General features: G+C 41.8%; 20 protein-coding genes and 1 pseudogene. 3 read left to right on the top strand and 18 right to left on the bottom strand.

The features are described from left to right. Nucleotides 1-23: 23 nt before the first annotated feature. Together Q0G26_RS02670 and Q0G26_RS02665 are read right to left on the bottom strand one after the other, a co-directional pair. On the bottom strand, nucleotides 24-737 hold the full coding sequence (locus tag Q0G26_RS02670) for a response regulator transcription factor (RefSeq protein WP_293828350.1): 714 nt from the start codon (nucleotides 735-737) through the stop codon (nucleotides 24-26). Beyond that, on the bottom strand, nucleotides 727-1,854 hold the full coding sequence (locus Q0G26_RS02665) for a DUF4118 domain-containing protein (protein ID WP_293828349.1): 1,128 nt from the start codon (nucleotides 1,852-1,854) through the stop codon (nucleotides 727-729). Before Q0G26_RS02665 ends, Q0G26_RS02670 begins: the two co-directional genes overlap by 11 nt. Nucleotides 1,855-1,973: 119 nt before the next feature. On the opposite strand from Q0G26_RS02665, the gene Q0G26_RS02660 reads away from it, so the two are divergent. Together Q0G26_RS02660 and Q0G26_RS02655 are read left to right on the top strand one after the other, a co-directional pair. Continuing rightward, nucleotides 1,974-3,314, top strand: coding sequence for a potassium transporter TrkG (locus Q0G26_RS02660; protein ID WP_293828348.1), 1,341 nt, complete (start codon nucleotides 1,974-1,976; stop codon nucleotides 3,312-3,314). A 20-nt stretch (nucleotides 3,315-3,334) separates the two neighbouring features. Continuing rightward, entirely contained in the window at nucleotides 3,335-3,982 is a 648-nt protein-coding gene (locus Q0G26_RS02655; protein WP_293828346.1) for a TrkA family potassium uptake protein, read from the top strand. 148 nt (nucleotides 3,983-4,130) lie between these two features. Here the strand turns inward: Q0G26_RS02655 and Q0G26_RS02650 are convergent, their stop codons facing one another. The 4 genes from Q0G26_RS02650 to Q0G26_RS02635 all read right to left on the bottom strand — a co-directional run bounded on the left by Q0G26_RS02650 (nucleotide 4,131) and on the right by Q0G26_RS02635 (nucleotide 6,824). Further along, the gene (locus Q0G26_RS02650; RefSeq protein WP_293828344.1) at nucleotides 4,131-5,027 is read right to left on the bottom strand and encodes a Sir2 silent information regulator family NAD-dependent deacetylase; all 897 of its coding nucleotides are present in this window, start codon (nucleotides 5,025-5,027) and stop codon (nucleotides 4,131-4,133) included. Continuing rightward, nucleotides 4,972-5,751, bottom strand: a complete 780-nt coding sequence (locus Q0G26_RS02645; protein WP_293828342.1) for a protein-ADP-ribose hydrolase — start codon at nucleotides 5,749-5,751, stop codon at nucleotides 4,972-4,974. Before Q0G26_RS02645 ends, Q0G26_RS02650 begins: the two co-directional genes overlap by 56 nt. 2 nt (nucleotides 5,752-5,753) lie before the next feature. Then, the gene (locus Q0G26_RS02640) at nucleotides 5,754-6,362 is read right to left on the bottom strand and encodes a 4Fe-4S binding protein (RefSeq protein WP_293828339.1); all 609 of its coding nucleotides are present in this window, start codon (nucleotides 6,360-6,362) and stop codon (nucleotides 5,754-5,756) included. A 66-nt stretch (nucleotides 6,363-6,428) separates the two neighbouring features. After that, on the bottom strand, nucleotides 6,429-6,824 hold the full coding sequence (locus Q0G26_RS02635) for a pyridoxamine 5'-phosphate oxidase family protein (RefSeq protein WP_293828337.1): 396 nt from the start codon (nucleotides 6,822-6,824) through the stop codon (nucleotides 6,429-6,431). Between the two features lie 278 nt (nucleotides 6,825-7,102). On the opposite strand from Q0G26_RS02635, the gene Q0G26_RS02630 reads away from it, so the two are divergent. Beyond that, complete coding sequence (locus Q0G26_RS02630) at nucleotides 7,103-7,435, top strand: helix-turn-helix domain-containing protein (RefSeq protein ID WP_293812083.1); 333 nt, start codon at nucleotides 7,103-7,105, stop codon at nucleotides 7,433-7,435. Nucleotides 7,436-7,507: 72 nt separating this feature from the next. On the opposite strand, the gene Q0G26_RS02625 is transcribed toward Q0G26_RS02630, so the two are convergent. From Q0G26_RS02625 to Q0G26_RS02575, 12 genes and pseudogenes are all read right to left on the bottom strand, one after another. Further along, a complete protein-coding gene (locus Q0G26_RS02625; RefSeq protein WP_293828334.1) occupies nucleotides 7,508-8,077 on the bottom strand; it encodes a hypothetical protein in 570 nt (189 codons plus the stop codon). Nucleotides 8,078-8,342: 265 nt separating this feature from the next. Next, nucleotides 8,343-9,863 carry a DUF2130 domain-containing protein gene (locus tag Q0G26_RS02620; protein ID WP_293828332.1) on the bottom strand — a complete coding sequence of 507 codons (1,521 nt, stop codon included), beginning with the start codon at nucleotides 9,861-9,863 and terminating at the stop codon, nucleotides 8,343-8,345. A 71-nt stretch (nucleotides 9,864-9,934) separates the two neighbouring features. Then, nucleotides 9,935-10,210 (bottom strand): hypothetical protein, encoded by a 276-nt coding sequence (locus tag Q0G26_RS02615; RefSeq protein ID WP_293828330.1) that lies wholly within the window; start codon nucleotides 10,208-10,210, stop codon nucleotides 9,935-9,937. A gap of 846 nt (nucleotides 10,211-11,056) precedes the next feature. After that, on the bottom strand, nucleotides 11,057-11,467 hold the full coding sequence (locus Q0G26_RS02610) for a protein rep (protein ID WP_293828327.1): 411 nt from the start codon (nucleotides 11,465-11,467) through the stop codon (nucleotides 11,057-11,059). A gap of 175 nt (nucleotides 11,468-11,642) precedes the next feature. Next, nucleotides 11,643-11,915 (bottom strand): annotated as a pseudogene (locus tag Q0G26_RS11460) (DNA methylase); the annotation flags it as partial. Between the two features lie 2 nt (nucleotides 11,916-11,917). Further along, nucleotides 11,918-13,042 (bottom strand): cysteine desulfurase family protein, encoded by a 1,125-nt coding sequence (locus tag Q0G26_RS02605; protein ID WP_293828325.1) that lies wholly within the window; start codon nucleotides 13,040-13,042, stop codon nucleotides 11,918-11,920. Nucleotides 13,043-13,052: 10 nt separating this feature from the next. Continuing rightward, nucleotides 13,053-13,250: a hypothetical protein gene (locus Q0G26_RS02600; protein ID WP_293828324.1), complete on the bottom strand. Its 198-nt coding sequence runs from the start codon at nucleotides 13,248-13,250 to the stop codon at nucleotides 13,053-13,055. Further along, on the bottom strand, nucleotides 13,240-14,691 hold the full coding sequence (brxL, locus tag Q0G26_RS02595) for a BREX system Lon protease-like protein BrxL (RefSeq protein WP_293828323.1): 1,452 nt from the start codon (nucleotides 14,689-14,691) through the stop codon (nucleotides 13,240-13,242). The genes Q0G26_RS02600 and brxL overlap by 11 nt, the downstream gene beginning before the upstream one ends. 12 nt (nucleotides 14,692-14,703) lie before the next feature. Next, complete coding sequence (gene pglZ / locus Q0G26_RS02590; protein WP_293828321.1) at nucleotides 14,704-17,034, bottom strand: BREX-4 system phosphatase PglZ; 2,331 nt, start codon at nucleotides 17,032-17,034, stop codon at nucleotides 14,704-14,706. Nucleotides 17,035-17,046: 12 nt separating this feature from the next. Then, the gene (locus Q0G26_RS02585) at nucleotides 17,047-21,072 is read right to left on the bottom strand and encodes a hypothetical protein (protein ID WP_293828317.1); all 4,026 of its coding nucleotides are present in this window, start codon (nucleotides 21,070-21,072) and stop codon (nucleotides 17,047-17,049) included. Nucleotides 21,073-21,100: 28 nt separating this feature from the next. Next, nucleotides 21,101-21,253 carry a hypothetical protein gene (locus Q0G26_RS02580; RefSeq protein ID WP_293828315.1) on the bottom strand — a complete coding sequence of 51 codons (153 nt, stop codon included), beginning with the start codon at nucleotides 21,251-21,253 and terminating at the stop codon, nucleotides 21,101-21,103. Nucleotides 21,254-21,267: 14 nt separating this feature from the next. Beyond that, the gene (locus Q0G26_RS02575; RefSeq protein ID WP_293828312.1) at nucleotides 21,268-23,628 is read right to left on the bottom strand and encodes a phosphoadenosine phosphosulfate reductase family protein; all 2,361 of its coding nucleotides are present in this window, start codon (nucleotides 23,626-23,628) and stop codon (nucleotides 21,268-21,270) included.

Genomic DNA, 23,628 nt, shown 5'->3' with positions numbered 1-23,628 from the left:
CCCTGTACACTTTCCAGCAGATCTTATTCTTCATCTTCTGCCAGCATACGATAGCCTACACCAAGCTCATTGACGATATAGCGTTTTTCTCCTGGTGTCACACCCATTTTCTTCCTGATGTTTTTCATATTTACCTGAAGCTTTTTGACGCTCCCATAATCAGAATATCCCCATACTGCCTGGATTATGGCAGAATACGTCAGCACCTTTCCCGCATGAATGGAGAGGAAAGTCAAAATATTATATTCCGTCTGTGTCATGTCGATTTCGTCACCAGCAACAAAAACCTGCCTTTTATCGTAATCAATCATCAAATCTTGAAATTGAAATTTACCGCCGTGGTTACCCTCGTTTTTTTCGCTGTACCGATGACTGCGAAGAACTGCGCGGATACGAGCCATCAGCTCCTCAGTTCCAAACGGCTTGGTAATGTAATCATTCGCACCAAGGTCTAAGGCTTCCACCTTGTCCATTTCGCCGGAACGGGCAGAAAGGACGATGATGGGAACAGTATCCGTCTCTCTAACATCCTGAATTAGGCTCAAGCCATCACGGTCCGGCAACCCGAGATCCAGAACAATAAGGTCCGGATGATAAGAAGCGTACATCATCATGCCGAGCGCGCAGGTTTCTGCACAGATTACCTGATAGTCGCTTATTTCCAAATTTGCTTTAATAAAGCTTAGAATGTTAGCTTCATCCTCTACGATTAAAATTTTGAATTTATTATTGCTCATCGTCACACCCTCTTGCCAAAGAAAAGCGGAATAGAGCACCGCCGCCCTTCCGATTTTCCACAAAAATCTCGCTGCCATGCGCCTTAATAATAGCAGCACAAACCGAAATACCAATGCCCATATTGCTACGCGTTCCGTCTATCGGTGCTGCAGACTTTTTATAGCATCCGGTAAAAATCTTGTTCAAAATCTCTTCCGGAATACCACACCCGTTGTCGGCAACTTCAAATATGGCCTTATCTCCTGCAAGAGAAACCGATAGCTTCAGCTCTGTCATACCTTTCGCATGAAACACAGCATTTTCCAAAAAGTTCAGCAGCACCTGCTCGATAAGGATAGAATCCATCGGAATATCCACAAAGTCGGTCGGTATCTGCGTAATCACCTTCTGATTCGGGTGCTTTTTGGAGAATTTCATCAGAACGGAGTCAATCAGTTCATCCAAAACGATTGGCGTTTTCACAATCTTGACCTTAGCACCGTCGATTCTTGTAACAGCCAGCAGGTTTTCGACCATGCGGATAAGCCACTCGCTATCCTCTTGAATTTCTCCTAACAGCTTTAGCTTCTGTTCTTCCGAAAGTGCATCCTTCTTGGAAATCAGCGTAGAAGATGAACCGTATATTGATGTAAGAGGTGTACGCAAATCATGAGAGATTGCCCGCAGCAGATTGCCCCTCATCCTCTCCTTTTCGCTTTCTGCCCGCAAATTCTCCTGGTCGCGTATCCTACTGTTCAACGTACTGGTGGAAACGGCAACAACCAGCATAATAATGGCGGACAAGATGCTTTCTTCTACGAAAAAATCTAAAGTATAATAAGGATAAGTAAAGGCAAAATTCACGGCAAATACGCTTAAGACCGCCGAAACAATACCATAGCAATACCCGTGCGTTTTCAGCGATATCAGAAATACGCCGAATACAAAAATCATAGGAACCAGCGTTTGCGTTGTAAAGAGCTTCCGAATCAGAAGATTAATGGCAAAAGCGCCGAAAAAGACACAGGCAGAAAATAAAATATCTTCTTTTCGTTGTTGATGCTTCATAATGCTTCTCCTAATTATTTTTACAAACCCATTATACTTCACGAGCCAAAGCGCTTCAAGGTGCAGCATCGGATAATATTACTCCATCCCCGTTTCTTTACCAAATCTACACCACAGAAATGCTATGATAGAAACAAGCAAAGCAACGCTCAATAAACACATCACTTGATGAACAAGAAGGTGTAATTATGTCAGAAGAAATAATCGGTAGAAGATTTCAGCTTTCTTCTTTTCAAATTATCATATTAGGTTTTGCAGGAGTCATCCTGCTGGGTGCATTACTGCTGATGCTGCCAATTTCTACGCAGGAAGGCTGCACAACGCCGTTTAACGAAGCGCTTTTTACCGCAACCTCCGCAGTTTGTGTAACAGGTCTTGTAATACATGATACTGGCAGCTATTGGTCGGCCTTTGGTCAGACAATCATTCTGACGCTAATACAGATTGGCGGTCTTGGTGTTGTAACAGTAGCGGCATCATTTGCACTCCTGTCCAGACGAAGAATTTCTTTGATGCAGCGCACCACCATGCAGGACGCAATATCAGCGCCAAATGTAGGCGGTATCGTCCGGCTTACGAAGTTTATCCTGTGGGGAACATTTCTGATTGAACTGATTGGCGCACTTGTTATGCTGCCGGTGTTCTGCCGCGACTATGGCTGGCACGGTATTTGGATGGCAGTTTTTCACTCTATCTCCGCCTTTTGCAATGCAGGCTTCGATATTTTGGGAACCGCTGAGAACCTCTACCCCTCCCTTACCGGTTACGCGCAGAATCCTATAATAAATATAACGATTATGCTGCTTATCATAATTGGCGGTATCGGCTTTTTGACTTGGGAGGACATTTACGAAAACAAGCTGCAGTTCCGGCGCTACCGAATGCAAAGTAAAGTAATTCTCATCTTTACATTAATTCTGATTATCTTACCGGCAATTTTTTTCTTCTTTGCTGATTTTGCTGCCCTTCCTATTGAAGCGCGTCTTCAGGCAGCTCTCTTCCAGTCAGTCACAACAAGAACAGCCGGCTTCAATACAATAAATTTATCTGCTATGTCCAGCTCGTCGCAAGGCATTATGATTCTTTTGATGCTGATTGGCGGTTCACCGGGATCAACGGCCGGCGGTATGAAAACAACAACCTTTGCCGTCCTGCTTGCCAACATTGTTGCGACCTATCGCCAGCAAGACAGTGCCCATTTTTTTGAGCGCAGAGTCGATTACAATGCCATCAAGCTTGCTTCTACTATCCTCACCATGTATATTGCACTATTTTTTTGGGGAGGAGTTTTTATCAGTGCCTATGAAAACCTGCCACTGTCATCCTGCTTATATGAAACAGCATCAGCGTTGGGAACAGTCGGGCTGACCCTGGGAATTACACCGCTGCTGCATATACCCTCGCATCTGATACTGATTCTACTTATGTATCTTGGCAGAGTAGGCAGTCTTACGCTCATGTATGCAGCATTATCCGGCAAAAGAACAGTTAATACAAAGCTGCCGCTGGAAAAAATCACAATTGGCTAAACAAAAGGAGTTGATATCCTATGAAAAATATTTTACTGATCGGAGCAGGTCATTTCGGACGACATATCGCTATGCAGCTTTCACAATTGGGGCATCAGGTCATGGCTGTTGATACTGACGAGGAAAGAATTAACGATGTCCTGCCGTTTGTCACCAAAGCACAAATCGGTGACAGTACCAATGCAGAGTTTTTACGTGCTCTTGGCATCAGAAATTTTGATGTTTGCTTCGTAACTATCAGCGGTAATTTTCAAAACTCGCTGGAAACTACTTCGCTTTTGAAAGAACTGGGAGCAAAATGTGTAGTATCTCGTGCTGAACGCGATGTTCAGGCAAAGTTTCTGCTTCGTAACGGTGCAGACAATGTAGTCTATCCTGAAAAACAGATGGCTATATGGGCAGCCAAACGCTACACTGCAGACCATATTTTCGATTATATTGAAATTGACAAGCAGCACGCTATTTTTGAAGTAGAGGTGCCCAAAGCATGGGTTGGTAAAAGCATCGGTATGTTGGATGTCCGCAAAAAGTTTGGCATCAATATTCTTGGCATAAAACGTTTGGGAAAAACCGATGTTTCAATAACACCGGACACCATATTATCCGAGGATATAACCATGTTAGCATTAGGTGAGTATACAGCACTGCAAAAGTGTTTCCGTATATGAACAGGCTACGCAAAATTTCTTAAGCACGAAATATTTACGGCAGTAAAAAGGCTGACGCCTTGCATAAATGCGAAGCGTCAGCCTTTTTGCGATGCTATGAATTATGGTTATAAATGCCTAAAAATTTATAGCTTGTTGATTGGGGATATTAAGAAATGTCCTGCACAGAACATCTATCAATAATCTTCTGTAAAACTCCCCCTATATCCTCGTTAATGCAAATTGATTTTGCCTCTATTTCTTCCGGCGCATAGGCTTCGCCTAGATTGATGCAGGCATAAGCGCCATTTTCCCACTCATTTGCCAAATGCCAGAAAGGAAATTTTATAATCGCCGGCGTGTTCATCCCAACGCCAAGTTCCAGAAACAGCACCCTCAAGCCCTTATGCTGCTCAAGGAACTCCTTGTACCGCTGCGACGCACGATACCAGCCATCATCCTGCACAAAGGTAGCATCGCAGTGCAGGTTCATCGTCATAGGCTTGCCACAGATAGGGCAATACGGAATCAGCTCAGCAGAAATTCGCATATCCTTCTGCTCTTCCAGCATTTTCCGAATGCTGATTTCATTATCATACGTTTTCCGGCAGCATGGCTCACTGCACTGAAACAAGCCATAATCTCCCTGCATATAGAAAAGCCGCTTTTTAGCAAAGCCAGCTTTCTGAAAGCAATGGTCTACATTAGTTGTGATGACAAAGTAATCCTTATCTGCCACCAGGCGCAAAAGCTTTTCATAAACAGGCTTCGGTGCATTCATATAACGGTTGATAAAAATATAACGGCTCCAATAACCCCAAAACTCTTCCTGCGTAGGAAACGGATAAAAGCCACCGGAGTACATGTCACGAATGCCATATTTCTCCGCAAAATCTGCAAAAAACTTTTGAAACCGCTCCCCTGTGTAGGTATACCCAGCCGCTGTCGACAAGCCGGATCCTGCACCGATAACAACAGCCTCGCATTCCTGCAGTGCAGCATGCAAACGCTTAATTTGCTCCGAGTAATTTTTGGTAAATGTTTTTGTCCAAATCTTTGAAAACATTGAATATCACTTTCTTTACGCCCGTTTGTAGCCTAAAAAACTCCTTAACACTCTGCACGGCAATCTCTGCCGCCAACTCATTGGGAAAATGGAATTCACCTGTAGAAATACAGCAGAATGCAACACTTTCTAATTTATTCTCCGCCGCCAGCGCCAGGCAAGAGCGGTAGCATGATGCAAGCAGTTCTCGCTCGTGCTTTTTTACCTTGCCGCTGATAACAGGACCTACGGTATGCAATACATACCTGCTTGGAAGATTAAAAGCCGGCGTAATTTTAGCACCTCCTGCAGGTTCAGGGCAGCCTTGCTGCTCCATCAAATTCTCGCATATAAGGCGCAGCTGCATGCCGGCGAAGGTATGAATTGCGTTGTCAATGCAGCGATGGTTGGGAATATAACAGCCCGTCATACCGCTGTTGGCAGCGTTCACAACAGCATCACATTTCAGAGTAGTAATATCTCCTTGCCAAAGGTATATTCCTTGCTGAACAGACGTAAGTTCGGCAACATCCGTAATGCCCTTAGCCGCAATTTCGTACTGCAGATATTCATCCTGTATACGCAAAAACTCCGTACCAATCTGCTGCGGAGCGCGAACATTCATCAGTGCCCGCAGCAGCTGCTTTTGCTGCTCGATATCTGACGATATGCTTATATCCCTATATTCCGTTCTTTCCTGTAAAAGCGATTTAATGAGGAAAATTCGCCTCTCACTCTGCTTCATGCTCAGGCTCTCTTTCTTATGACCTGCTTGGGACAGATTTCGGCACATCTGCCGCAGCTAAGGCAATGCTGCTGATTGATGACAACCGGCTTTTGCGCAATATCTATACACTTTTGTGGGCAAACAGAATAACACAGCTTGCAGCCTATGCAACCAGCGCCTACATAGTAGCCCGCTACGGCCTGCGCTTGTTTACCTATGGTAATACTGTCACGAACTATATGCGCCGGATCACTGATGTCAAAATATTCGCCCTCTGCTTCATAAAGGCAGAAAACCTCTAAAGCGCTGCGGGTATCTCCAGGATAAATAGCTTGCATATAAACATTCTTCGTAAAGATTTCATCCAGCCTGCTGTTACCGATATTCTTTATTTTTCCCCGCAGCGAAACAGCAATTTTTTCTTTCGTTGCCGATAGCGCTACATATCCCTGCTCCATAAGCTGAGCGTAAAAAGCCTTGCCTTTGGCGGTGAGGAAATATACGCCCTGCTCATCCCACAGCATCATATCTATAATTCGCGTTTGCGGATGCCCGTCTGCCCCAATGGTTGCAAGCGTAGCAGAATGAATATAATCAACCAGCAGCTGCAAATAATCAGCGTTCTGCATTTTATCAGCCGTCCTTTCTAGAGCATTACAGCAGCCTCGCTTTCGCAAAGGCTGCTGCATTATTTTTTAGAATTCGTAGGGAGGATTTCCTGAGAAGTCAGCAATAATCCCGTGAGCGTTTTCCAGATAGAATACCTCAAAGATGGGATTGGTGGCTTCACCATACTGACCTTTTACAATGGGATTCTGCAGGCACATTTCCTTGGCTGGCATATTGTTTTCAAAAACAGCCTTGCCATGCAAACGAATCCATGCATACTCCGGACTGGACACGGAAAGCTCAACTTCCGGATTGTTCAACATATCCTTATAGACATCCTTTTGGTTATTAGTGCAAAACCACAGCTTGCCGTCAAGCAAACCTGCAAACATAAAGGGACGGCATTTTGCCTTGCCATCGCGGCCAACGGTGGCCAGATATTGCACAGGGTTAGCATTCAGAAATTCTACTACTTTTTTCATTATTAGTACCTCCAAGCTATAGTATGTTTCGTGATGCTTTTATTGTAATACGCATTGAGCAGCTTGTGAAGTACGCACAATATTGTGGTATGGTTACCTGCCGGTGACTATTAAAGACTTCCTCTTGCCATATTTTTACTCTGGCCTTATAATAATGCCATAAATATATTTCATGAAGTAGGCATACGCTTGCGCCAAGCAAAGCTACGCGAAAATGATAGCTGCAGCGCATAGTATGCCTTGAATATACCATTTTGCAAAACAGGAGGCTAACGAATATGAGCGAAATCAATAAAAAAGCTGAGCTGCCCGCCTGCCCGGTGGAAACCACTCTGACACTCATAGGTGATAAATGGAAGGTTTTAATACTGCGTGATTTACTGACCGGAACAAAGCGCTTCGGAGAGCTGAAGAAATCCGTAGGCAATGTTTCCCAAAAGGTTCTGACTGCACAGCTGCGTGCCATGGAGGAAAGCGGACTTGTCCATCGCCAGGTCTACGCCGAAGTACCGCCGAAGGTGGAGTATTCGCTGACTGAGCTCGGTCTAAGCCTTAAGCCAATCCTTGACTGCATGTTCACCTGGGGCGAGGCATATAAGGCTAACCATTAAAGTGTTTTTGTGCAAAAAGGCTGACGCCTTGCGTAAATGCGAAGCGTCAGCCTTTTCTTATTGTAAACTTATTTATCCTACCTTTCTTTCACATCTATAATAAAAATCATAATCAGGGAGCAAAAGTTTCTGCGCACGCAGCATAAGAAAAGTCAATCTTACAGCAGTCATGTCCTGACTACGCAGCGCAATTCTCTGCCCCATTTGGTACGGATTTTCATCAAGCTTCCTCGCACCGATATTGATAACCGGTTTAATCAGCTTAGCCTTACGCATTACACCGAATAAATTGCAATAATTTGCTGACCAATGCTTGGTAACCAGCTTGAAGGAAGCATAGCTGAGTCTGCCAAGCCTGTCAAGCAGCAGATTAATCTCAAGCTCCTTCTGAAAGTTTCTTGCTTTAAAATACTCTTTCAAGGCTTTATTGAGATTATACTTTCCATGATTAGAATAAGCATCGAACGAAGTCTTCAGAAGTAGCTCTGACTCCATAGCCATAAATTCCAAATCCAGCTGCTTCTGCTTTAAGCTGATTTCATAACAGCCTCGGAAAAACTCCTCGCTATCACTCTGATGCTCACTCTTCAAAGACAAAACTGGCTGGAACAATTCGCTCCAACCATTGAAATCAAATAACACAAACTAGGTCGACCACAAAATTTGGACTAGCTTAACCCACATATTGTAATAGGTTCACACCAAAACTGCGGACCAAGTCGAACTACACTCATGTAACAGATATACCCACAAAATTGGGACCATTGCCATTCTCCATAAGTCCTTTCGACCTAACTGAGTATCAGCTTTATTACTCTTATCTCAGCTTATAAAATACTTCAACTGCATAAACGTACATCTCGCCGTTCAGCTCATAAGCATAAGCCTCCTGCTGCAACTTCTCCCGCTATTTTTCTTTCAACTCAGCAAATTTTTGAGCCATAGTAGGATTACCTTTTGTCAAACGCTTAATTGTCAAATCTGCTGCCTGACTATTTGCTTTGCCCAAATGATTGCCAGAAGTAACTAGAGCATCTCTAACCTTCTGCAGATGCTGTATTGTCTTATCTATTTCATCTATAGCTTCATCAAATCTCTTCTGAGCATTGGTATAATGCATCCCCCACAAACGCTTAAACTCGTCTATTCCTGCTTCAAAGTTTTCTATATCAATATTTTGGTTCTTCATTTCAGCCAACTGTTTTCTGTATTCCAGGGAATTACGAGCTGCATTACGCAATAAAGAAATTAACGGAACAAAAAACTGTGGCCTAATCACATACATTTTCGGATAGCGATGAGATACATCAACAATCCCCTGATTATAATAGTCATTGTCTGCTTCCAGCAAAGTTACTAAAACAGCATATTCGCATTTTTTCTCTCGTCTATCCTTGTCCAGTTCTTTAAAAAAGTCCTCGTTTTTATGTTTTTTCTCAGTTGCATCAGCTTCATTTTTCATTTCAAACATAATAGAAATGTATTCATTACCCTCATCATCAAAATCTTTAAAAATAAAATCCCCCTTACTACCACTTCTAGCATCATTATCTTTTTCAAAATATGCTGTAGGAAAACCAATATGACGCACTTTATTGAATTCATTGCTACAATGTACTTCAAGACTTTCTCCAATCATCTTAGTCGACTGTCTAGCCTTAAAATCTCTGTACTGCTCTATCTGCTCATCTTTGTTTTTTATAATGACATCATATTCTCTACGAATACTATTCTCCCTTATTTCCAGCTCCTTATTTTTAGATTCTAAATCACCATTAAGCTTAGCAATTTCTTCTTTTTTCTCAGCTAACAACTTAGTATATTTAGTTTCCACCTCACTAACAGCTAAGTTTTTGACGGTTTCATTATTGGTAATTTGAGCACTAAGTGCATCAATCTCTAATTGTTTTGCACTTTTCAACTGCTCCATATCATGTTTATGATCCTTGGTAATATTACTTATCTGATTCTGAAGTTCAGCAATAATTTTGTCCTTTTCAGCTTCAGCCTCTTTGACAATGTGCTTTTGCTCGTCATCTTTAGCTTGTAGCTTAGTATTAAGCTCAGAAATCAGTCTATCCTTTTCAGCTTCAGCTTTTTCGAGTGCCGTATTTTTTTCAGATTCCGCAGCAGCAATTTGTGCATTCAAATTTGCAATTTCAAGTTTTGTTTCATTGGATTCACTATCATGCTTTTTTTGTAAATCCGCAATTTCTTTATCTTTCTGAGCTATCAGCTGATTAAGATCTTTTTCTGCTTTAGTTTTTGCAACTTCTAAAGCATCCTCTTTTGCTATTTTAAACTGCGCTTCCCGCTCTTTAAGCTCTTTATTAAACTCCTTATCGCGAACCTGTTTAACAATAGCTGCATAACCAGCTTCATCTACCTGAAATACTTCACCACATTTTGGACATTTAATTTCTTGCATTTAGAAATCACTCCTTTAATCAATGATTTTACGCCTCTACTTCAGACACTAAGCAATCGTCCTGCTCCAGTTCATCTGCCAGCATTTTCCTCATACCCAAAAACCTGATTTACCTTGTCTTCAAATTCTTTATAAAAAGGCGCTGCCTCCGCATCAAACTCCAAATCACTCATTGCCTTCACTGCTGCATGATAATACCAGCTCTGAATATCCTTGCCACGTTTGAAGCGCTGCCATAAGTCCTCGCCGTAGTTAGCATAATCACGCGCAATCGCACGCATATTTGCCAGCTTATCTGCCAAAACCAGCTTCTGTTCACGCGCATCAGCCTTTGCCAGGTGTGCCAATGCTTCCTCTTTACGTTTTTCCCAAGGATCTTCCTTATGCTTTTCTGTATGGCCTTCAACTAATGCGCCACAGTGATATCAGTGATATGTACGTAATGAAAATCTGCAGACTTAATTCTAATATAATATAAAATGGTATAAATTGATAACGCACACATAGCATAATCAAAAGAGGCTAGGACAAAACCTAGCTTTAAACAGAAAAGCCAGTGGAGATTTACCATCAGATGAATTACCACTGGTTTTTTAGTACAAGAATTTTAGAAAACACTTAAACTATAGCGATTTTTCAATCTGTGAAGTCAGTTTTGTCCTAGCCTCCTTTGAATCTATAATATCATGATTGATTTAATATTGCATATTAATCAACAATAGTATTATAAGTTATCGGATCATATGCATACGCATCCTCATATCTCTTATCAGACCATATAGTTACACTTATATAATACGGTAATCTAACAATTTTTTTCTTTTTACGCTCCTGGTCGCGGAGTAATTTCCCAAGATGCTGAGATGACTGCATCAGGTTAACATTAGTAAGTTGCCTTTTCAATTCTGCCAAATCCTTGACGGGTACATTAACTACGTCAATACCCCTAGCACAATAACCCACCAAATTCACCAGATGCTTGGGCGTCTCTATCTTATTAAGCAATACTACGGGCTTATAATCAATACTGTAACCACTTTTTTCTTTTTTGCGACAAAAAGTCTTATAAAATCCATTTTCCCAGGCTTCATGCTCGCAGGTTATATCAGATTTTGCTATGTTGTTATTGTAAATACAAATCACATGTAGATGTACATTATACGCTTTATCTTCTCTTGCACCTGCATTATATTTTACATGTACATAATAAGAGTAATCCAATATTTTTTTTTGAAATTAACTCGACGAATCATTTTGGCCCAAGCACTTTTAATTATTTTAATGGTCTTTTTTATACAATTCAATCCACAATCTTCCAACGTAAATATCAAATGGTAATGCCCATGAGCAGCGAAATCGTATTTTTTTAAAAAATCTCTCATTTTGCGTTTTTGCTTATAGGCGTTAATTCGATTGCAAATAGGGCAAAATTTACTTTTGCAAAAATTGCTAAGGTGCAGCGCTCTGCTATCAGCAAAGTTTTTATACGACACATATGTAGCGCAACTACTCAGTAATACGTAATCCTCCTCAAGCCCCGCCCTTCGAAATTTATCAGCAATGATAAGATTCTCTTTTTTTAACGTAGCAAAATCAAGACCCATATAACACCTCCTGTTGATTTCTAAATTTTATCAACATAGAGGTTAACAAATAGTAAAAAAAGAAGAGGCTGGGACAATGTGATATGTGATATGTACCCTGCCTCTTTTATATATTATTGAATTAAGATTTTATATCCGCGTTATATTTGATGCTTACGTCAGAGGACTTGTATATAAATTGAGCGCCAGAAATTCTTCTCTGACGCTCACGATTAACCTCTTTAACCCGCTGGACAATCTCAAATAGTCTTGCCCTGCCTGAAATACCGTATGATTTGAGGGAGGGAGAAACCGCCAGGCATATTGTTTTTTCAGTGCGGCTCATATATGCCACGGCAATGGTTGTCGTCAGCGAATCAAAGCCACGCTCATTGCATTCTACCTAAGCATAAAATGACTCCAGGTCGATTGCAATATGGGTTTTCTCAGCCACGCAGTTCAACTCCATTCTTACCTGACGATTTTTAACAGCGCCTTTCCAACACTAGTTGCGTCTTGCATAGTGTTATTCTTTCCAAATGATACCCTTATCGTTCCTTGGGCTACACTATCAGAAAGCTGAATAGCTTGAAGAACATGAGAAATCTGAGTTTCCTTGCTGTCACACGCTGAACCTGTAGACACGCAAATACCCATCAAATCCAGCCTATGAAGGATGGATTCTCCATTGTGTCCAGGGAAAGATAGACTAATGTTTCCAGGGATGGTATTGCTTCCACCATTTCTGATGAATTCCACCTTTCCCGATGTTAATAGGTTGAGAAGGCAGGCTTCTAAGCTTCTAAGATGTTCCATGTTAGCCGGAAGATCTTGAATATTCATTTTCAGCGCATGAGCCATCCCAACAATCGATGCTATATTTTCAGTTCCTGCCCTTAAACCACGTTCTTGACTTCCTCCGCTCATATATGAGGATATATCAGTGCCACTCCGTACATACAGAAATCCCACACCCTTGGGGCCATTAAACTTGTGAGCTGAAGCCGATAGCATATCTACCCCTAACTCTTTTACATTTATCGGGTAATGCCCAACCGCTTGAACTGCATCCGTATGAAAAAGCGCTCCTTTATCATGAGCAATTTGAGCAAGCGTTGAAATATCCTGTATCGTGCCTATTTCATTGTTACTGAACATTATTGACACGAGACGAGTGTTCTTTCCGATGGTGCCCGCCAGTGTTTGAGGCTGTACGGTGCCTTGTTTATCAACTGGCAAATATACTACAGAATAGCCAAGTTTTTCGACATCTTCACAAGCTCTCAAAATCGCATGATGCTCTATTGACGATGTGACGATTTCATCTTTGTTGATACCTGAAAACGCACTTCCTTTTATTGCCCAGTTATCACTTTCTGTACCTCCAGAGGTGAAGTATATCTCCCCTGGCATCGCACCAATACATTCTGCTATGACTTGTCGGGCCTCCTTCAAAGCAGTCTTTGGTGCTCGTGCAAACGCATACGGCTGTGAAGCATTTCCATACTCATTCAACAAATACGGCTTCATCTTTTCAAAAGCGCTCACATCAAGTTGGGTCGTTGCTGCATTGTCAGCATATATAAAATGATTCACATTTCTCACCTCACATGAAGAGTTTACATCCCTCTTCTTTAAATTCCTCGATTTTATCCAAGAGATCCTGTACATTACATCCTAAGTATTCAGCTAAACAGTCCATACAGTAGAAATTATTAATAGACTCACCAAGGAGTTTTTTGTTGATACCTATCGTATCCTTATCCAATCTTTCTTTACCGCAGATAACACAATCAACTTTCATTGGGAATCTCCTTCAACGAGAAATTCGGAACATCCTTTCCCTTAAACTCGACATCCAAGATGCCAAGCTGTCTCTTGATTATTTTTCTCATACGGACAGCCGGACGCAAACAATACTGTTGAAACTTTCTCGGATTTATATCTTGCACAGTTCTTACATTCGGGAACAGTAGCTTCAGATATGCGGTAGTAATGCGCTTTACAGCTTCCGTATCACGGGTATCTGCTTTTTCTGGCACATCTACAATCTGATCAACTATCGCACGATAGCTTACATCATTTCGCAACTCATGCAAAATTGTGCAGAAGTATTCTGAATTCAACGCCCAGCCCGAAATTTTAAGATCATCGTTCATACGAGGTATATCCCAACCCTTAATGAATCCATGGATTCGGTCAACAAGCGCACTTTCTTGAAAGAGAGTAGGAAGTTCAGAGAACATATTCTGATACTCATCCATATTGTCCTGAGCAATGTTTCCGAGGAAAATAACTCCAGCATCGGACTTACCCTCATAGCCGCCTATATTAAACTGGCCATACTCCATATATCCTTGCATGATAGAGCGCATTTCATTCACATCACCAAACTGAACCAACTTCACTTCGTCGATGGCAACGAAATCGTTACCGGTAATAAATCCCGGTGTTTTTCGTGCAGTATCGTAAAACATCTTCGCACGAGTTACTTTGCCTCCATCTGTAAGTAAACCATATTTACTTACATGACCAAAGACATAGGATTTTCCTGTTCCTTTAGGCGCAAGCTCAATCAGGTTCAGCCTTTTTTCGACAAATGGAAGGATGCGAGTCAACATTGCCAATTTCTGCTCTTCATCAGCATACCCTGCCGCATTGTAATCCATGGCACCTAGCAATACATCAATCCATTCTGCCGTGGTAAATTCGTTTCTGACATCCTTATAGTAATCAAGGTCTATCGTATAAGGGCAGAAATTCGTGAATCCTGTCAACCTGATTTTACCGGGTAACTTCGGCTTTACAGTATCATCAGGGGGACGATAGCCGAGTTCAACAACACCCCACACTTCTTGCCCACTGACCAGTTCACCACGATACTGTTCCCATGTAGAATTATCAATCATGGTTTCTTTATTCGTTAGACCAAAGTCAGATAGTGAGAATGTGATTTCGCCTGTTTTTATGCTAATATCCACAGATATTTTTGTCAGCAGGTGAACTCGCTCGTTATCGTTAATGATTCGATCCTTTATCCGCACCCATTCTTCCTTGTTTGGAAGATAAGTGTGGATAAATTCTGTCAGCTTATCGAGATCCAGATTTCCTTCTTCATCAGCAAACTTTTTCAAAAGCCAGTCACGCAAGAAGGAAGGAAGACCAAGCGCTGAAAAAAAGTTGCTTTTCCTTAGATCTTTATAGACGACCATTTCATCGAAACAGTCTCTCAGTTTATCAATCATCAGTGTCCCTCCTTAAAGAATGCTTTTTTCACTACCGCTTTCTTTTTTCACTCGAAGCGGAAGTGCAGAGGCGACCTTATTGCCACAAGCATAGACATCTACCTCATAAGTCTTTGCACGACGAATTTCCGGCATAGACTCAACGATATAGAAATTATTATCGACAGCTTTTGCATCATAAACATGACCATCGATTTGAATTGAAACATCCATGAGTTTCTGAGTCGAGAAAATTTTAATTGCCGCTTTCTTTCGAAAACTTACCAGAATCTCAGGGGTTCCACTAAATGTCACAGTAGCATCAACAGGCATAATTCTTATCTCAACTGCTTCAGCAAAGTATGTAAGCTCTATGATTGGAACTACAACTTCTTCAAGGGTTGCGCCTCCGTGAACCTCAACATTTGCCTTGCGGCTACCTTTGAATCGGTCGTAATTTGCAAGAGCCCAGAAATCATCAGCATCGGTAGCGTTGTCTGGTTTAACGTCAACATCACTTTTAGGGCAGCATCTTCCAGAATGCTGTCCGTTAGATTCCATTTTCACAAGATTTTCAGTTTCGTGGATTACAGCAAGTCTACTTGCACCATGATCTGCGACCAAAATCGCCTTCTTATAAGTTCCACTGGCAAGATCAATCTTGATATTTTCAAGCAGATCATCAATCAGCTGCAATTCTCGAATCAAGTGAAAAGGCAACTTCCGGTCAGCACGGCTGTAGTCATATCCTTCTTCTCCGTGATGCTTAATTTTATCGAGCTTATTAAATGTAATGATAGGATATTGAGCCGTTGATAATACATCCCAGAAATCCTTGTTACGACTGGTAATGGATGGTAACTCAGATCGACAAACATGAACCTTCGCCATTAGATGAAGACTTTGGCACTTAGACATAATGTATCCAAGATATTCAACACCCATTGCATCCGTGAAGAAAGTCTGAGCATCAAGTGTGTCAATACTTTCTATCACAGCGCTTCTTGGTTGCAGTATGGCGTTATAATCCCGTGCCACTGCTTGATTCTCAACAACCTCCATAAACTCCGGAAAAATCTTGTTAATGACTTTTTGGTACTTGTACTCCTGAAAATATTCATTCAACAAATCATTCTTGAATCGATATGGCAAGAGATATTCATGCAAACTCGGATAGATATTTGCCAAGGTCTCCATGAGTGTAGTTCGGTCGTATTCGAGACCATACTTATCTAGTATTCTGAAAATCATTTCACGCTCTTGAAGCGTGTTGTCAGTTAGATAGAATATAGCCTTTTCTTCCATGCTCAGAACAATCTTGCAATATCTTACAATCTCATCAATCGGATTACCGATTGCATTCAAAATCGTCTTTCGACTTTCGTAGAGAAAAGCAAAATTCTGATCAGTCGGTTCGTAATCGAGAAGTGTCCGAAACAGATTCCTGATAAATTCTTCCGGAGAGTTTGTTTTTTTCGTAACTGCATTCAGGTATATATCAGAAGCAGAACCGAAAAGTTTCAGGCCAACGAAATAGAACCATAGCCATCTTTTGTCGCTACGATTGTTCTTATAATTGGAGATAACAATATCCAGGCTATGAGCATTTCCAACTTTTGCAGAAATCAACTGTTTCCAGGATGGATAGGACTGAAATTCCGAAAGAACATATTTCCAGTCCTCGCTTGATGCGAAAGCCTTTGGGATATGTGTGGTAAGACTGTCCTTACTACAAAGGATTTCATAAGGATCTATCATCTCGCTGATTGAATAGAGCGAAGACGGGAAGTTGCTTTTGTTTTTCCCAGTTTCGATAACAATCACACCCTTAGCGGAAGACTCGACCAATTTTGCAATCTTGTCGATACCACAAGTTATCGCGTTGGTCTTGCAAAAGTTAACATCCTTAGCTGTGAATACCAACTTGGGAATATCAGCATGAACGCCATCAATGACACAAATTCTGTTATCAAGTCGCCTGTCATTCCGAATGATAGATGTAAGGAATGAATTGCATTGATATGTAAAAATAACAACATGACCCGCACTGCTCATGGAAAGAAATTCCATGAGCATTTGCTTTAATTCTGTTTCACCCTTCAACCGGAAAAACGAAGATACCTCTTGGACAAAATAATTCCCTGTCTCATTGCCCAGAAAATTCATCAGTGAAGCCATGTCCGGGAATTCATCTGCTTTGCAGAACCGAGTATCCGAAGCACAAATAAACTCGTTTTGAGGAAGATTATAATGCGTAACAACCGCATCTAAGTCTTCACTGTTCTGCACATCTACGACCAGAGGCCCGATATTCTCTTTTTTGAGATACCTGTCTATCTTTTTGAAGACCGCATCAATAGTCATATAGCGTCCTCCTTAGTTGCCTTTAATAATCTCCATGCCAACAACCATATTGTCCTTGATGAGATCTTTCAAATATTTCTTCACATCCGCAATATCCATTTCATCAATCTTAGCAAGCGCCTGTTCACATCCACCACGATTGTATTTAGCTTCTGCCATCTGCTTCAGCTTTTTATCAACCTCTGGCAGTGCAAACCAATCGTATGGCTCATCTGTGATATGAGAATCAAGATAATCTTTCACCTCGTCAGTGTCAGTTAGCATGACAGAGTAAGACTTAATAACTCCTTCTCTAAACGCTTTGTCCAGTGCGCCTTCATCATCAAGTAAATCAAAGAACTTCGCTCTTGCAAAATACTCCAATGCTTTATCAATGGCTGATTCATCGGGCTTTGTGCGGTTGACTGCCCCGAATGCAGCTTTCGCTTTAGACAACTCACTGTCAGGAACTAGACACAGAATTGGCATCTTGTGCTTTCTAGACCATGCACGAGGATTTTCAGAATCAGTTCTCTCCCTCCAAAGCTTCTTCAGCTGAGCACTCTTCAGCCCCTCCTTATATGCCTTGACTTTCTCCTCGACCTTATTGAAATACTCCAATTTTTCGTAGGTAAAGGAACCAGCCGGAATGCTGCTGAAAACATCCTTGATCTCTTCACCAGTGAGTCCATCCAAATAGTATCCACAAACGCGTTTGAATAGAGCAACCTGATTGTTGTAGAATGCTCGGAATGCCTCGCCACTCGTAGTCAAACGATTCAAGAATTTCTGTTTCTGAGAATCGAGCAGGGTTCCGGATTTTTTGACAGTATGCAAAAGCTCCAAGAAAGCTCCTAGCTCGTCCAAATAGTTCTTGGCCGCAGAGTACGATATTCTGATATAGCCACACTTGTCACACCACTCACGAATAGTGGCATCAAAGGAAATATTCTTGGAGATCACCTTATTGCTTTCAGCAATAATTGTATATTCCAGAATTACCTCACGAATTTTCTGTTGTGCGGTTTCAACATTCCACACCCAATTTGCAGCATCTGCGTCAAATTTTGTGCGGAGCACATTGATGTATTGTCCTCCATCACCGACTTCTGCCGCGAGAGAGGCCAGTGCTCCTTCATCAAAGGTTTTCAGATACTCTATCATTCCGAGAGTACATTTTTCCTTGTTAAGCAGTCCCTTCAAATCATCTGCTGCGTCCGGATTAGCGATTGCCAGCTTACCGAGTTCCATGGCAATGTCGCTATCAGACTTTGCAGCCCCCATGTTATTGCTGTTTGCAATACCGCAGAAGGACTCGATGATCTCAGCAAGAACAGCTTTATCACTCTTTACCGTCTCAGTATCAAGAATTGACTTCAACGTCCAAATTGGGAAAGAGTATTCCTTCATCTTGCTGCGGATGCGCTCTCTGGTATTAGGCACAGAAGTACACAAATTGAGGGAAATCCCAAATGCTACAGAGGTAATCTCGTTGAACGCCTTTTCTTCGCGAGTCATTGCAACGATATACTTATCCTTGTAGCGAGCATTCGGAGTAATTTCTAGACGAATAACCTCGTCGATCATCTCCTTAAGCTTATTGACGGTCAAAATATCATTGGTGAGACCATCACTCCAGCTATAAGTTCCATCCGTATATTCCTTCAGAAGGAAGCCCATCATAAAGGCAGACAGGTTGCATGGCATAAATCCATACGGCGCAGCCTTCAAATCATCAAAGATACGTTTGATGGAAACACGCCCGCCACCGTTCTGGAATCCCTCATTGATGATTCCATCTACATACTTCTTGATTTTAGAAATCAAGAGATGCGGGCTGACTTTCCAGTAGTCTTTAACCTTCCAAGCCCCTTCCAGAGCATTTTCCAGCTTTGTCGCGGGACTGCCGGAAAGGAATGTACCCGCAGTTTTCTGATTGCATCCACATTCAACACCCTGTTTCATGCTGCTTGGAGTAAACATGTTTGCAATGACGGTATATGCACCTTCCAGACAATCTGGAAACTTTTTCTTGTTGATCTCTGCAAGCAAAGCATACAGAGCATCCAAGGTTGTTGCACGCTCGCCGTCACGCTTTTCAGCTGTATGAACGATAAATTCACCCGCACTGATTCTGGACTTCCACTTTTTCAGAGAGTCCTTCGCATTGCTAGCATACTGATTGGCAAGTGTGTTATCCTTACCCTGCTGGGACATGGAAAGAGCCATGTCGTGACGGTAGGTTTCATAGCAATCTGCCCCAAAAGGTGTTCGAGAAGCATCAATGAAAATCATGTTGTATGTTCCCGCAGAAAGGGCATCTCGAATCTTTTTGCCGAGTACAACACTTTCAGCATCATCCTTGGCAAAGCACACAACCGCCACGATTTTATTTTCGTATTTGTCTTCAGTATTACGCAGCTGCTTGATAGTCGAATCAAAATCAGAGGAAGAAACAAATCTCAATTCATAGCGTAGTTTGATCGGGCCACTGAGCATAATTGCATCAACAATTCGAGTCCTATCGGATAATTCTTCTGTGATGAACGCAGATGTACTCTTTTTGTCAATCTGGTCCTCAAAAGGCTTAACATCAACCTCGCCCTCATTGTTATATGCTGCGTATTGGAACTTGCCACCACCCAAGGACTTCGAGAACAATACCTTGTCGCGGATAAGCTGATCTGCGCAGCGAGAAGCAGAGCCATCCATATCTGTTCCCTCAAAGGCATTGTTGATGTTCTTCTCATTCGGAATGAACAGTTCTACAGAGTCACCCGCATACTGGGAGATTGCCTGAAGGAGCAGAACAGTTTTCAGCACGCGTTTCTGGTCAGAATCAAGGCGTTGGTTTCCTGCGCGCCCAAAATAATCCAGGATGGAACGAATGTCATGCGCAAGGTATTCCTTACCCTTATCATAGAAGAACTCCCAAAGCATATCAACTGTAAGCAGTGGATTATCATTCTCTGGCCCATAGTTGTCGATAAACCACTGGAATCCCTTGATTTCATCTCCGCGGTCATTCTTAATAAAGTCAAACATACTGCGTTGGTTAGAGTCAAATGCAGAAGAAATATGTTTCAGCAAAAGTGCAGCATAAGGGTGAATAGGCAGAATATCCACCATTTCTTTATCCGTGATCCGAGCGATGGATTTCACCAATTTGCGGGATTCCTTGGTTCTATCACCCAGGTCACCAAGAACATCTTCCCAATCGGCTTCAACTTCCGGATCGTCATTCTTTTCCATGGCAGCACCCATCAGCTGAAAAGCAATGTTTTCTGGCAGACTGATAAGGCTGTGCGGACTGACAAAGCGTCCGTTCAGCTTAATAAAGTCCTGATCTCTTTCATGGAAAAGACCCTGGGTCACATGGGTAACAAGAATAAAGTAGAAAGGATCGGTTTCACTGATTTCACAGAGTTCCTGGAACCCAGTCAGGTTACGGGCATTATTATAGAAATACTCCGTAAACTCATCCCACATGAACATAATTGCCTTTAGATTGTTTGCCTTGATAACTTCACGAATCCAGTCACATAGGTCAGAAACGCTCAAAGACAATGCCTTGATTTGGCGTTCATCGGCAACCTTGAAGATATTGTCCATGACTTTTGACAGGGCATCTCCAGAAAATGTATTTAGCTTTTCAATTACGGCGTCTACATCATCACCACTGAACAAATCGGAGTAGGTTCCGGTGATCAAACTGTTAAAGTAAGCTCTGTTATCTTTATCGGACAGCCAGGCAATGGTGGCATTTTTTAGGGCATTACCGCCCTTGTTTTCAATACCAGCGTCCAAAAGGGCTTTTTCCACACTTTCCTGAACAGCAAATACAAGGTTATGATCTCCACGAATCGTGGCAGAGCCATAGCGATGGACGCTCAGAATGCGTCCACTGTTTTTAGCTGCCTGAAACCGCTTGTACAAATCTTTATCCATGTTGTAGCGATTAAAATATTCCTGTGTATCCTCTTCACTTGCGTCAAGGAGCTTCTTCAGCGTGAGAACGGCATGAGACTTACCGGTGCCATAAGCACCTTCTACCCACAAGCAGAGCTTTTGTTTACGATCAAGGACATCAACTGTATTCTTTACCAGCTTTATAAAAGTCTCGTGCGGAAAAAAACTTTTTCCACATCTCAGGATTATTCATAATAACTGCTTCATTTACAGCTGGAAAGTAGTCCGGATCAATATCGAAATAATGACGGTACATCTCTAACATCGGCATGTTCGTTTACCTCCTTAAAACAAGCTCAAAACATCAGCCGATGTCTTTTCGCTATTTAATGTGATATTATCCAAATCCAGCGTGAAGCTTGCGTTGATGAAATCCGGATAGTTGATGGAAAGACCGTTCAAAATCTTCTCCATCTGATCTCTTTCGAGGCCGAAGATTTCCGTTGGGCTTACGCCATCGCTGTCAATATCGTGATTCAGCAATCTGGACAGCGTGAACTGATAGTAATCACCACATGCCTCGGCAAATTTGAACAGAGAATAGAGAATCACAAGAGGATTTGGAGCTTTCCAAGGCAAACGAACGACACTATTCCAAATACGCTTGCCTTTTTTTAGTTCGTAATCGCATGAACCAAGCCCAATTTCAACACCCAACTGCGGTGTCGAAATTAAGATATTCTTATACGCAGAAACAATATGACTGCGAGAATTCTTGCTCATAGTATCATCTAAGAGCGCATAGATTGAATCCGGCGTGTGGGTAACATTAAAGTCAATGTTTTTTATCCACCAATTGAACTCGGAAGAATATGTAAGATTACAAAGCATCAACGCCCACGCATCAACAGAGTCAATCCCAATGTTATCAATAACAGAACCAAAGCCGCTAAAGCTACCCTTGGTTGTGACCTCGCTATCATTAAGAAAACTCTTGAGATTTTTCACCTTATTGGTTCCCAAGCTATGCGCCGAAGTCCAAAATTCATCCTTGGATTTAAAGTATTCTCTAACCCAATCAAGTTCGACACCCATATTCCCATATCTATCAATACTACCCATCTTTTTTTCTCCTTTCGGCAGTCTCATCGAATTTGCAAGCAAGCACCCATAGAACACATCATGACATTTTTTACATTTTACGCACTTGTCATCAATATAAACATTTCCATCTTTCATCGTTATATAGCCATTGGGACAATTTGCTTCGCACACTCTACATCCGATACAGTAAGCACTTTTTCTAAATACGGTTTTCAGTGCAGACATAAAATAGATGTCCTTCTGAGTATTCGAACCTATATTTACCGTTACAGTCATTCCATCTTCATTCTCTGTAATCTCAAGGTGATAAAGCTTTTGACTGTATAAGATTTCTACATCTCCATGTTCCAGAAATGTTATATCACCAACAGTTTTGATCCATTGTTTCCAATCTGTTTTTATCCTAAGAAGTTGAAGCGTGAAGATTCCTTTTTCAAAAGAATCAATCATGTAATTCTTTGCAAAGGATAATTCTTTTCCGCTTCTTCGAGCCTTCCAACCACCAATATCCATGAACTCCTTTACAGCACTCTTATTTGATAATTCCTTGGAGGTCGTTTCCAGAATAATATCGTTAAATGTGGTTGTGGTACGATGACCATCATCACCGCTACTGTAGGACTGCTCTTTGAAATACATATTTTTTGATGCAGCAAGGGGACAGACCAAACATCCAGCTCGACTATTTCCCTTTTTGTACGCATCGTTTATCAGAAGGTCTCTGTCATAAATATACGCAAAGAGTTCAGCTGAATTCCATTCAAGGATTGGATGACAGCTATACTGACCTCTTACCTTTTCCCCAAGACTCACATCATCATATTCACTACGCGATGCGCTTTCATCTCCTCGAACACCAGTAAACGCCATACCTCTGAAGTGTGGGTTCTCCATATATTCTCGTAACAGAATGATCTGTGGAGCAGTTTTATGAACGCTACAGCACCATCTCATGGTTTGTGCAGGAGGTCCGAATTGGCGCCACGTATATTCTGGGTCAAAGTCACATTCTGATCGAAGAAATTCAATCTCGGAATCTTCACAGAACTCCCTTATCTTTTCTGCTATCTTATAGGTGTCCGGAAATTCCATTCCCGTATCACCAAACAAGACCTTAAATTTGTTATGCGGAAGCGCTCTCTGAACCAGATCGAGTGCTACAATACTGTCCTTACCACCGCTGAACGCAACATAAAAGACATCCACCTTATCCATATATTCCACATAGGTGTTGTAAATCTTCTTAATTGTCTCTGCCGCAAGCTTCTCTAAGAGATCGCTGTTTTTTTCTACCATAGCCGGGATGTCAACAAAGCGCAGAGGCATTCCATTTGGCTCAGGTTCTTCCACAATTACGATTTCAGGTGCGGTACACATACTTCCGCCCTTCGTCTTTGCAACAAGCCTTCCTCTATAGAAATAATTGTTGGCCTCTGCCCACATATAAGGATACGCATCATTCTTGGCATAGTTCCAATATTGATCGAATCCCAATATATCCAGTTCTTTGTAATATACCGGTCGAGGCTCCTTGCTGAATGAAAGCGGTGAGCTATTCAGCAACAATCCGCCTGTCTCGATATCCCAGCTATATGAGTACAT

Source organism: uncultured Phascolarctobacterium sp. (genome assembly GCF_934190775.1).
Lineage (GTDB): Bacteria > Bacillota > Negativicutes > Acidaminococcales > Acidaminococcaceae > Phascolarctobacterium_A.
Note: the sequence above shows the minus strand (reverse complement) of the source record. Positions and strands in the feature narration are given on the sequence as shown.

Coding starts and splice junctions, on each gene's coding strand:
- Q0G26_RS02580 (WP_293828315.1), bottom strand. CDS start 21,253: ATGCCGATGTTAGAGATGTACCGTCATTATTTCGATATTGATCCGGAC.
- Q0G26_RS02575 (WP_293828312.1), bottom strand. CDS start 23,628: ATGTACTCATATAGCTGGGATATCGAGACAGGCGGATTGTTGCTGAAT.
- Q0G26_RS02655 (WP_293828346.1), top strand. CDS start 3,335: ATGAAAAATATTTTACTGATCGGAGCAGGTCATTTCGGACGACATATC.
- Q0G26_RS02660 (WP_293828348.1), top strand. CDS start 1,974: ATGTCAGAAGAAATAATCGGTAGAAGATTTCAGCTTTCTTCTTTTCAA.
- Q0G26_RS02670 (WP_293828350.1), bottom strand. CDS start 737: ATGAGCAATAATAAATTCAAAATTTTAATCGTAGAGGATGAAGCTAAC.
- Q0G26_RS02630 (WP_293812083.1), top strand. CDS start 7,103: ATGAGCGAAATCAATAAAAAAGCTGAGCTGCCCGCCTGCCCGGTGGAA.
- pglZ (WP_293828321.1), bottom strand. CDS start 17,034: ATGACTATTGATGCGGTCTTCAAAAAGATAGACAGGTATCTCAAAAAA.
- Q0G26_RS02600 (WP_293828324.1), bottom strand. CDS start 13,250: ATGAAAGTTGATTGTGTTATCTGCGGTAAAGAAAGATTGGATAAGGAT.
- Q0G26_RS02620 (WP_293828332.1), bottom strand. CDS start 9,863: ATGCAAGAAATTAAATGTCCAAAATGTGGTGAAGTATTTCAGGTAGAT.
- brxL (WP_293828323.1), bottom strand. CDS start 14,691: ATGATTGATAAACTGAGAGACTGTTTCGATGAAATGGTCGTCTATAAA.
- Q0G26_RS02665 (WP_293828349.1), bottom strand. CDS start 1,854: ATGCTGCACCTTGAAGCGCTTTGGCTCGTGAAGTATAATGGGTTTGTA.
- Q0G26_RS02650 (WP_293828344.1), bottom strand. CDS start 5,027: ATGTTTTCAAAGATTTGGACAAAAACATTTACCAAAAATTACTCGGAG.
- Q0G26_RS02610 (WP_293828327.1), bottom strand. CDS start 11,467: ATGGGTCTTGATTTTGCTACGTTAAAAAAAGAGAATCTTATCATTGCT.
- Q0G26_RS02645 (WP_293828342.1), bottom strand. CDS start 5,751: ATGAAGCAGAGTGAGAGGCGAATTTTCCTCATTAAATCGCTTTTACAG.
- Q0G26_RS02640 (WP_293828339.1), bottom strand. CDS start 6,362: ATGCAGAACGCTGATTATTTGCAGCTGCTGGTTGATTATATTCATTCT.
- Q0G26_RS02635 (WP_293828337.1), bottom strand. CDS start 6,824: ATGAAAAAAGTAGTAGAATTTCTGAATGCTAACCCTGTGCAATATCTG.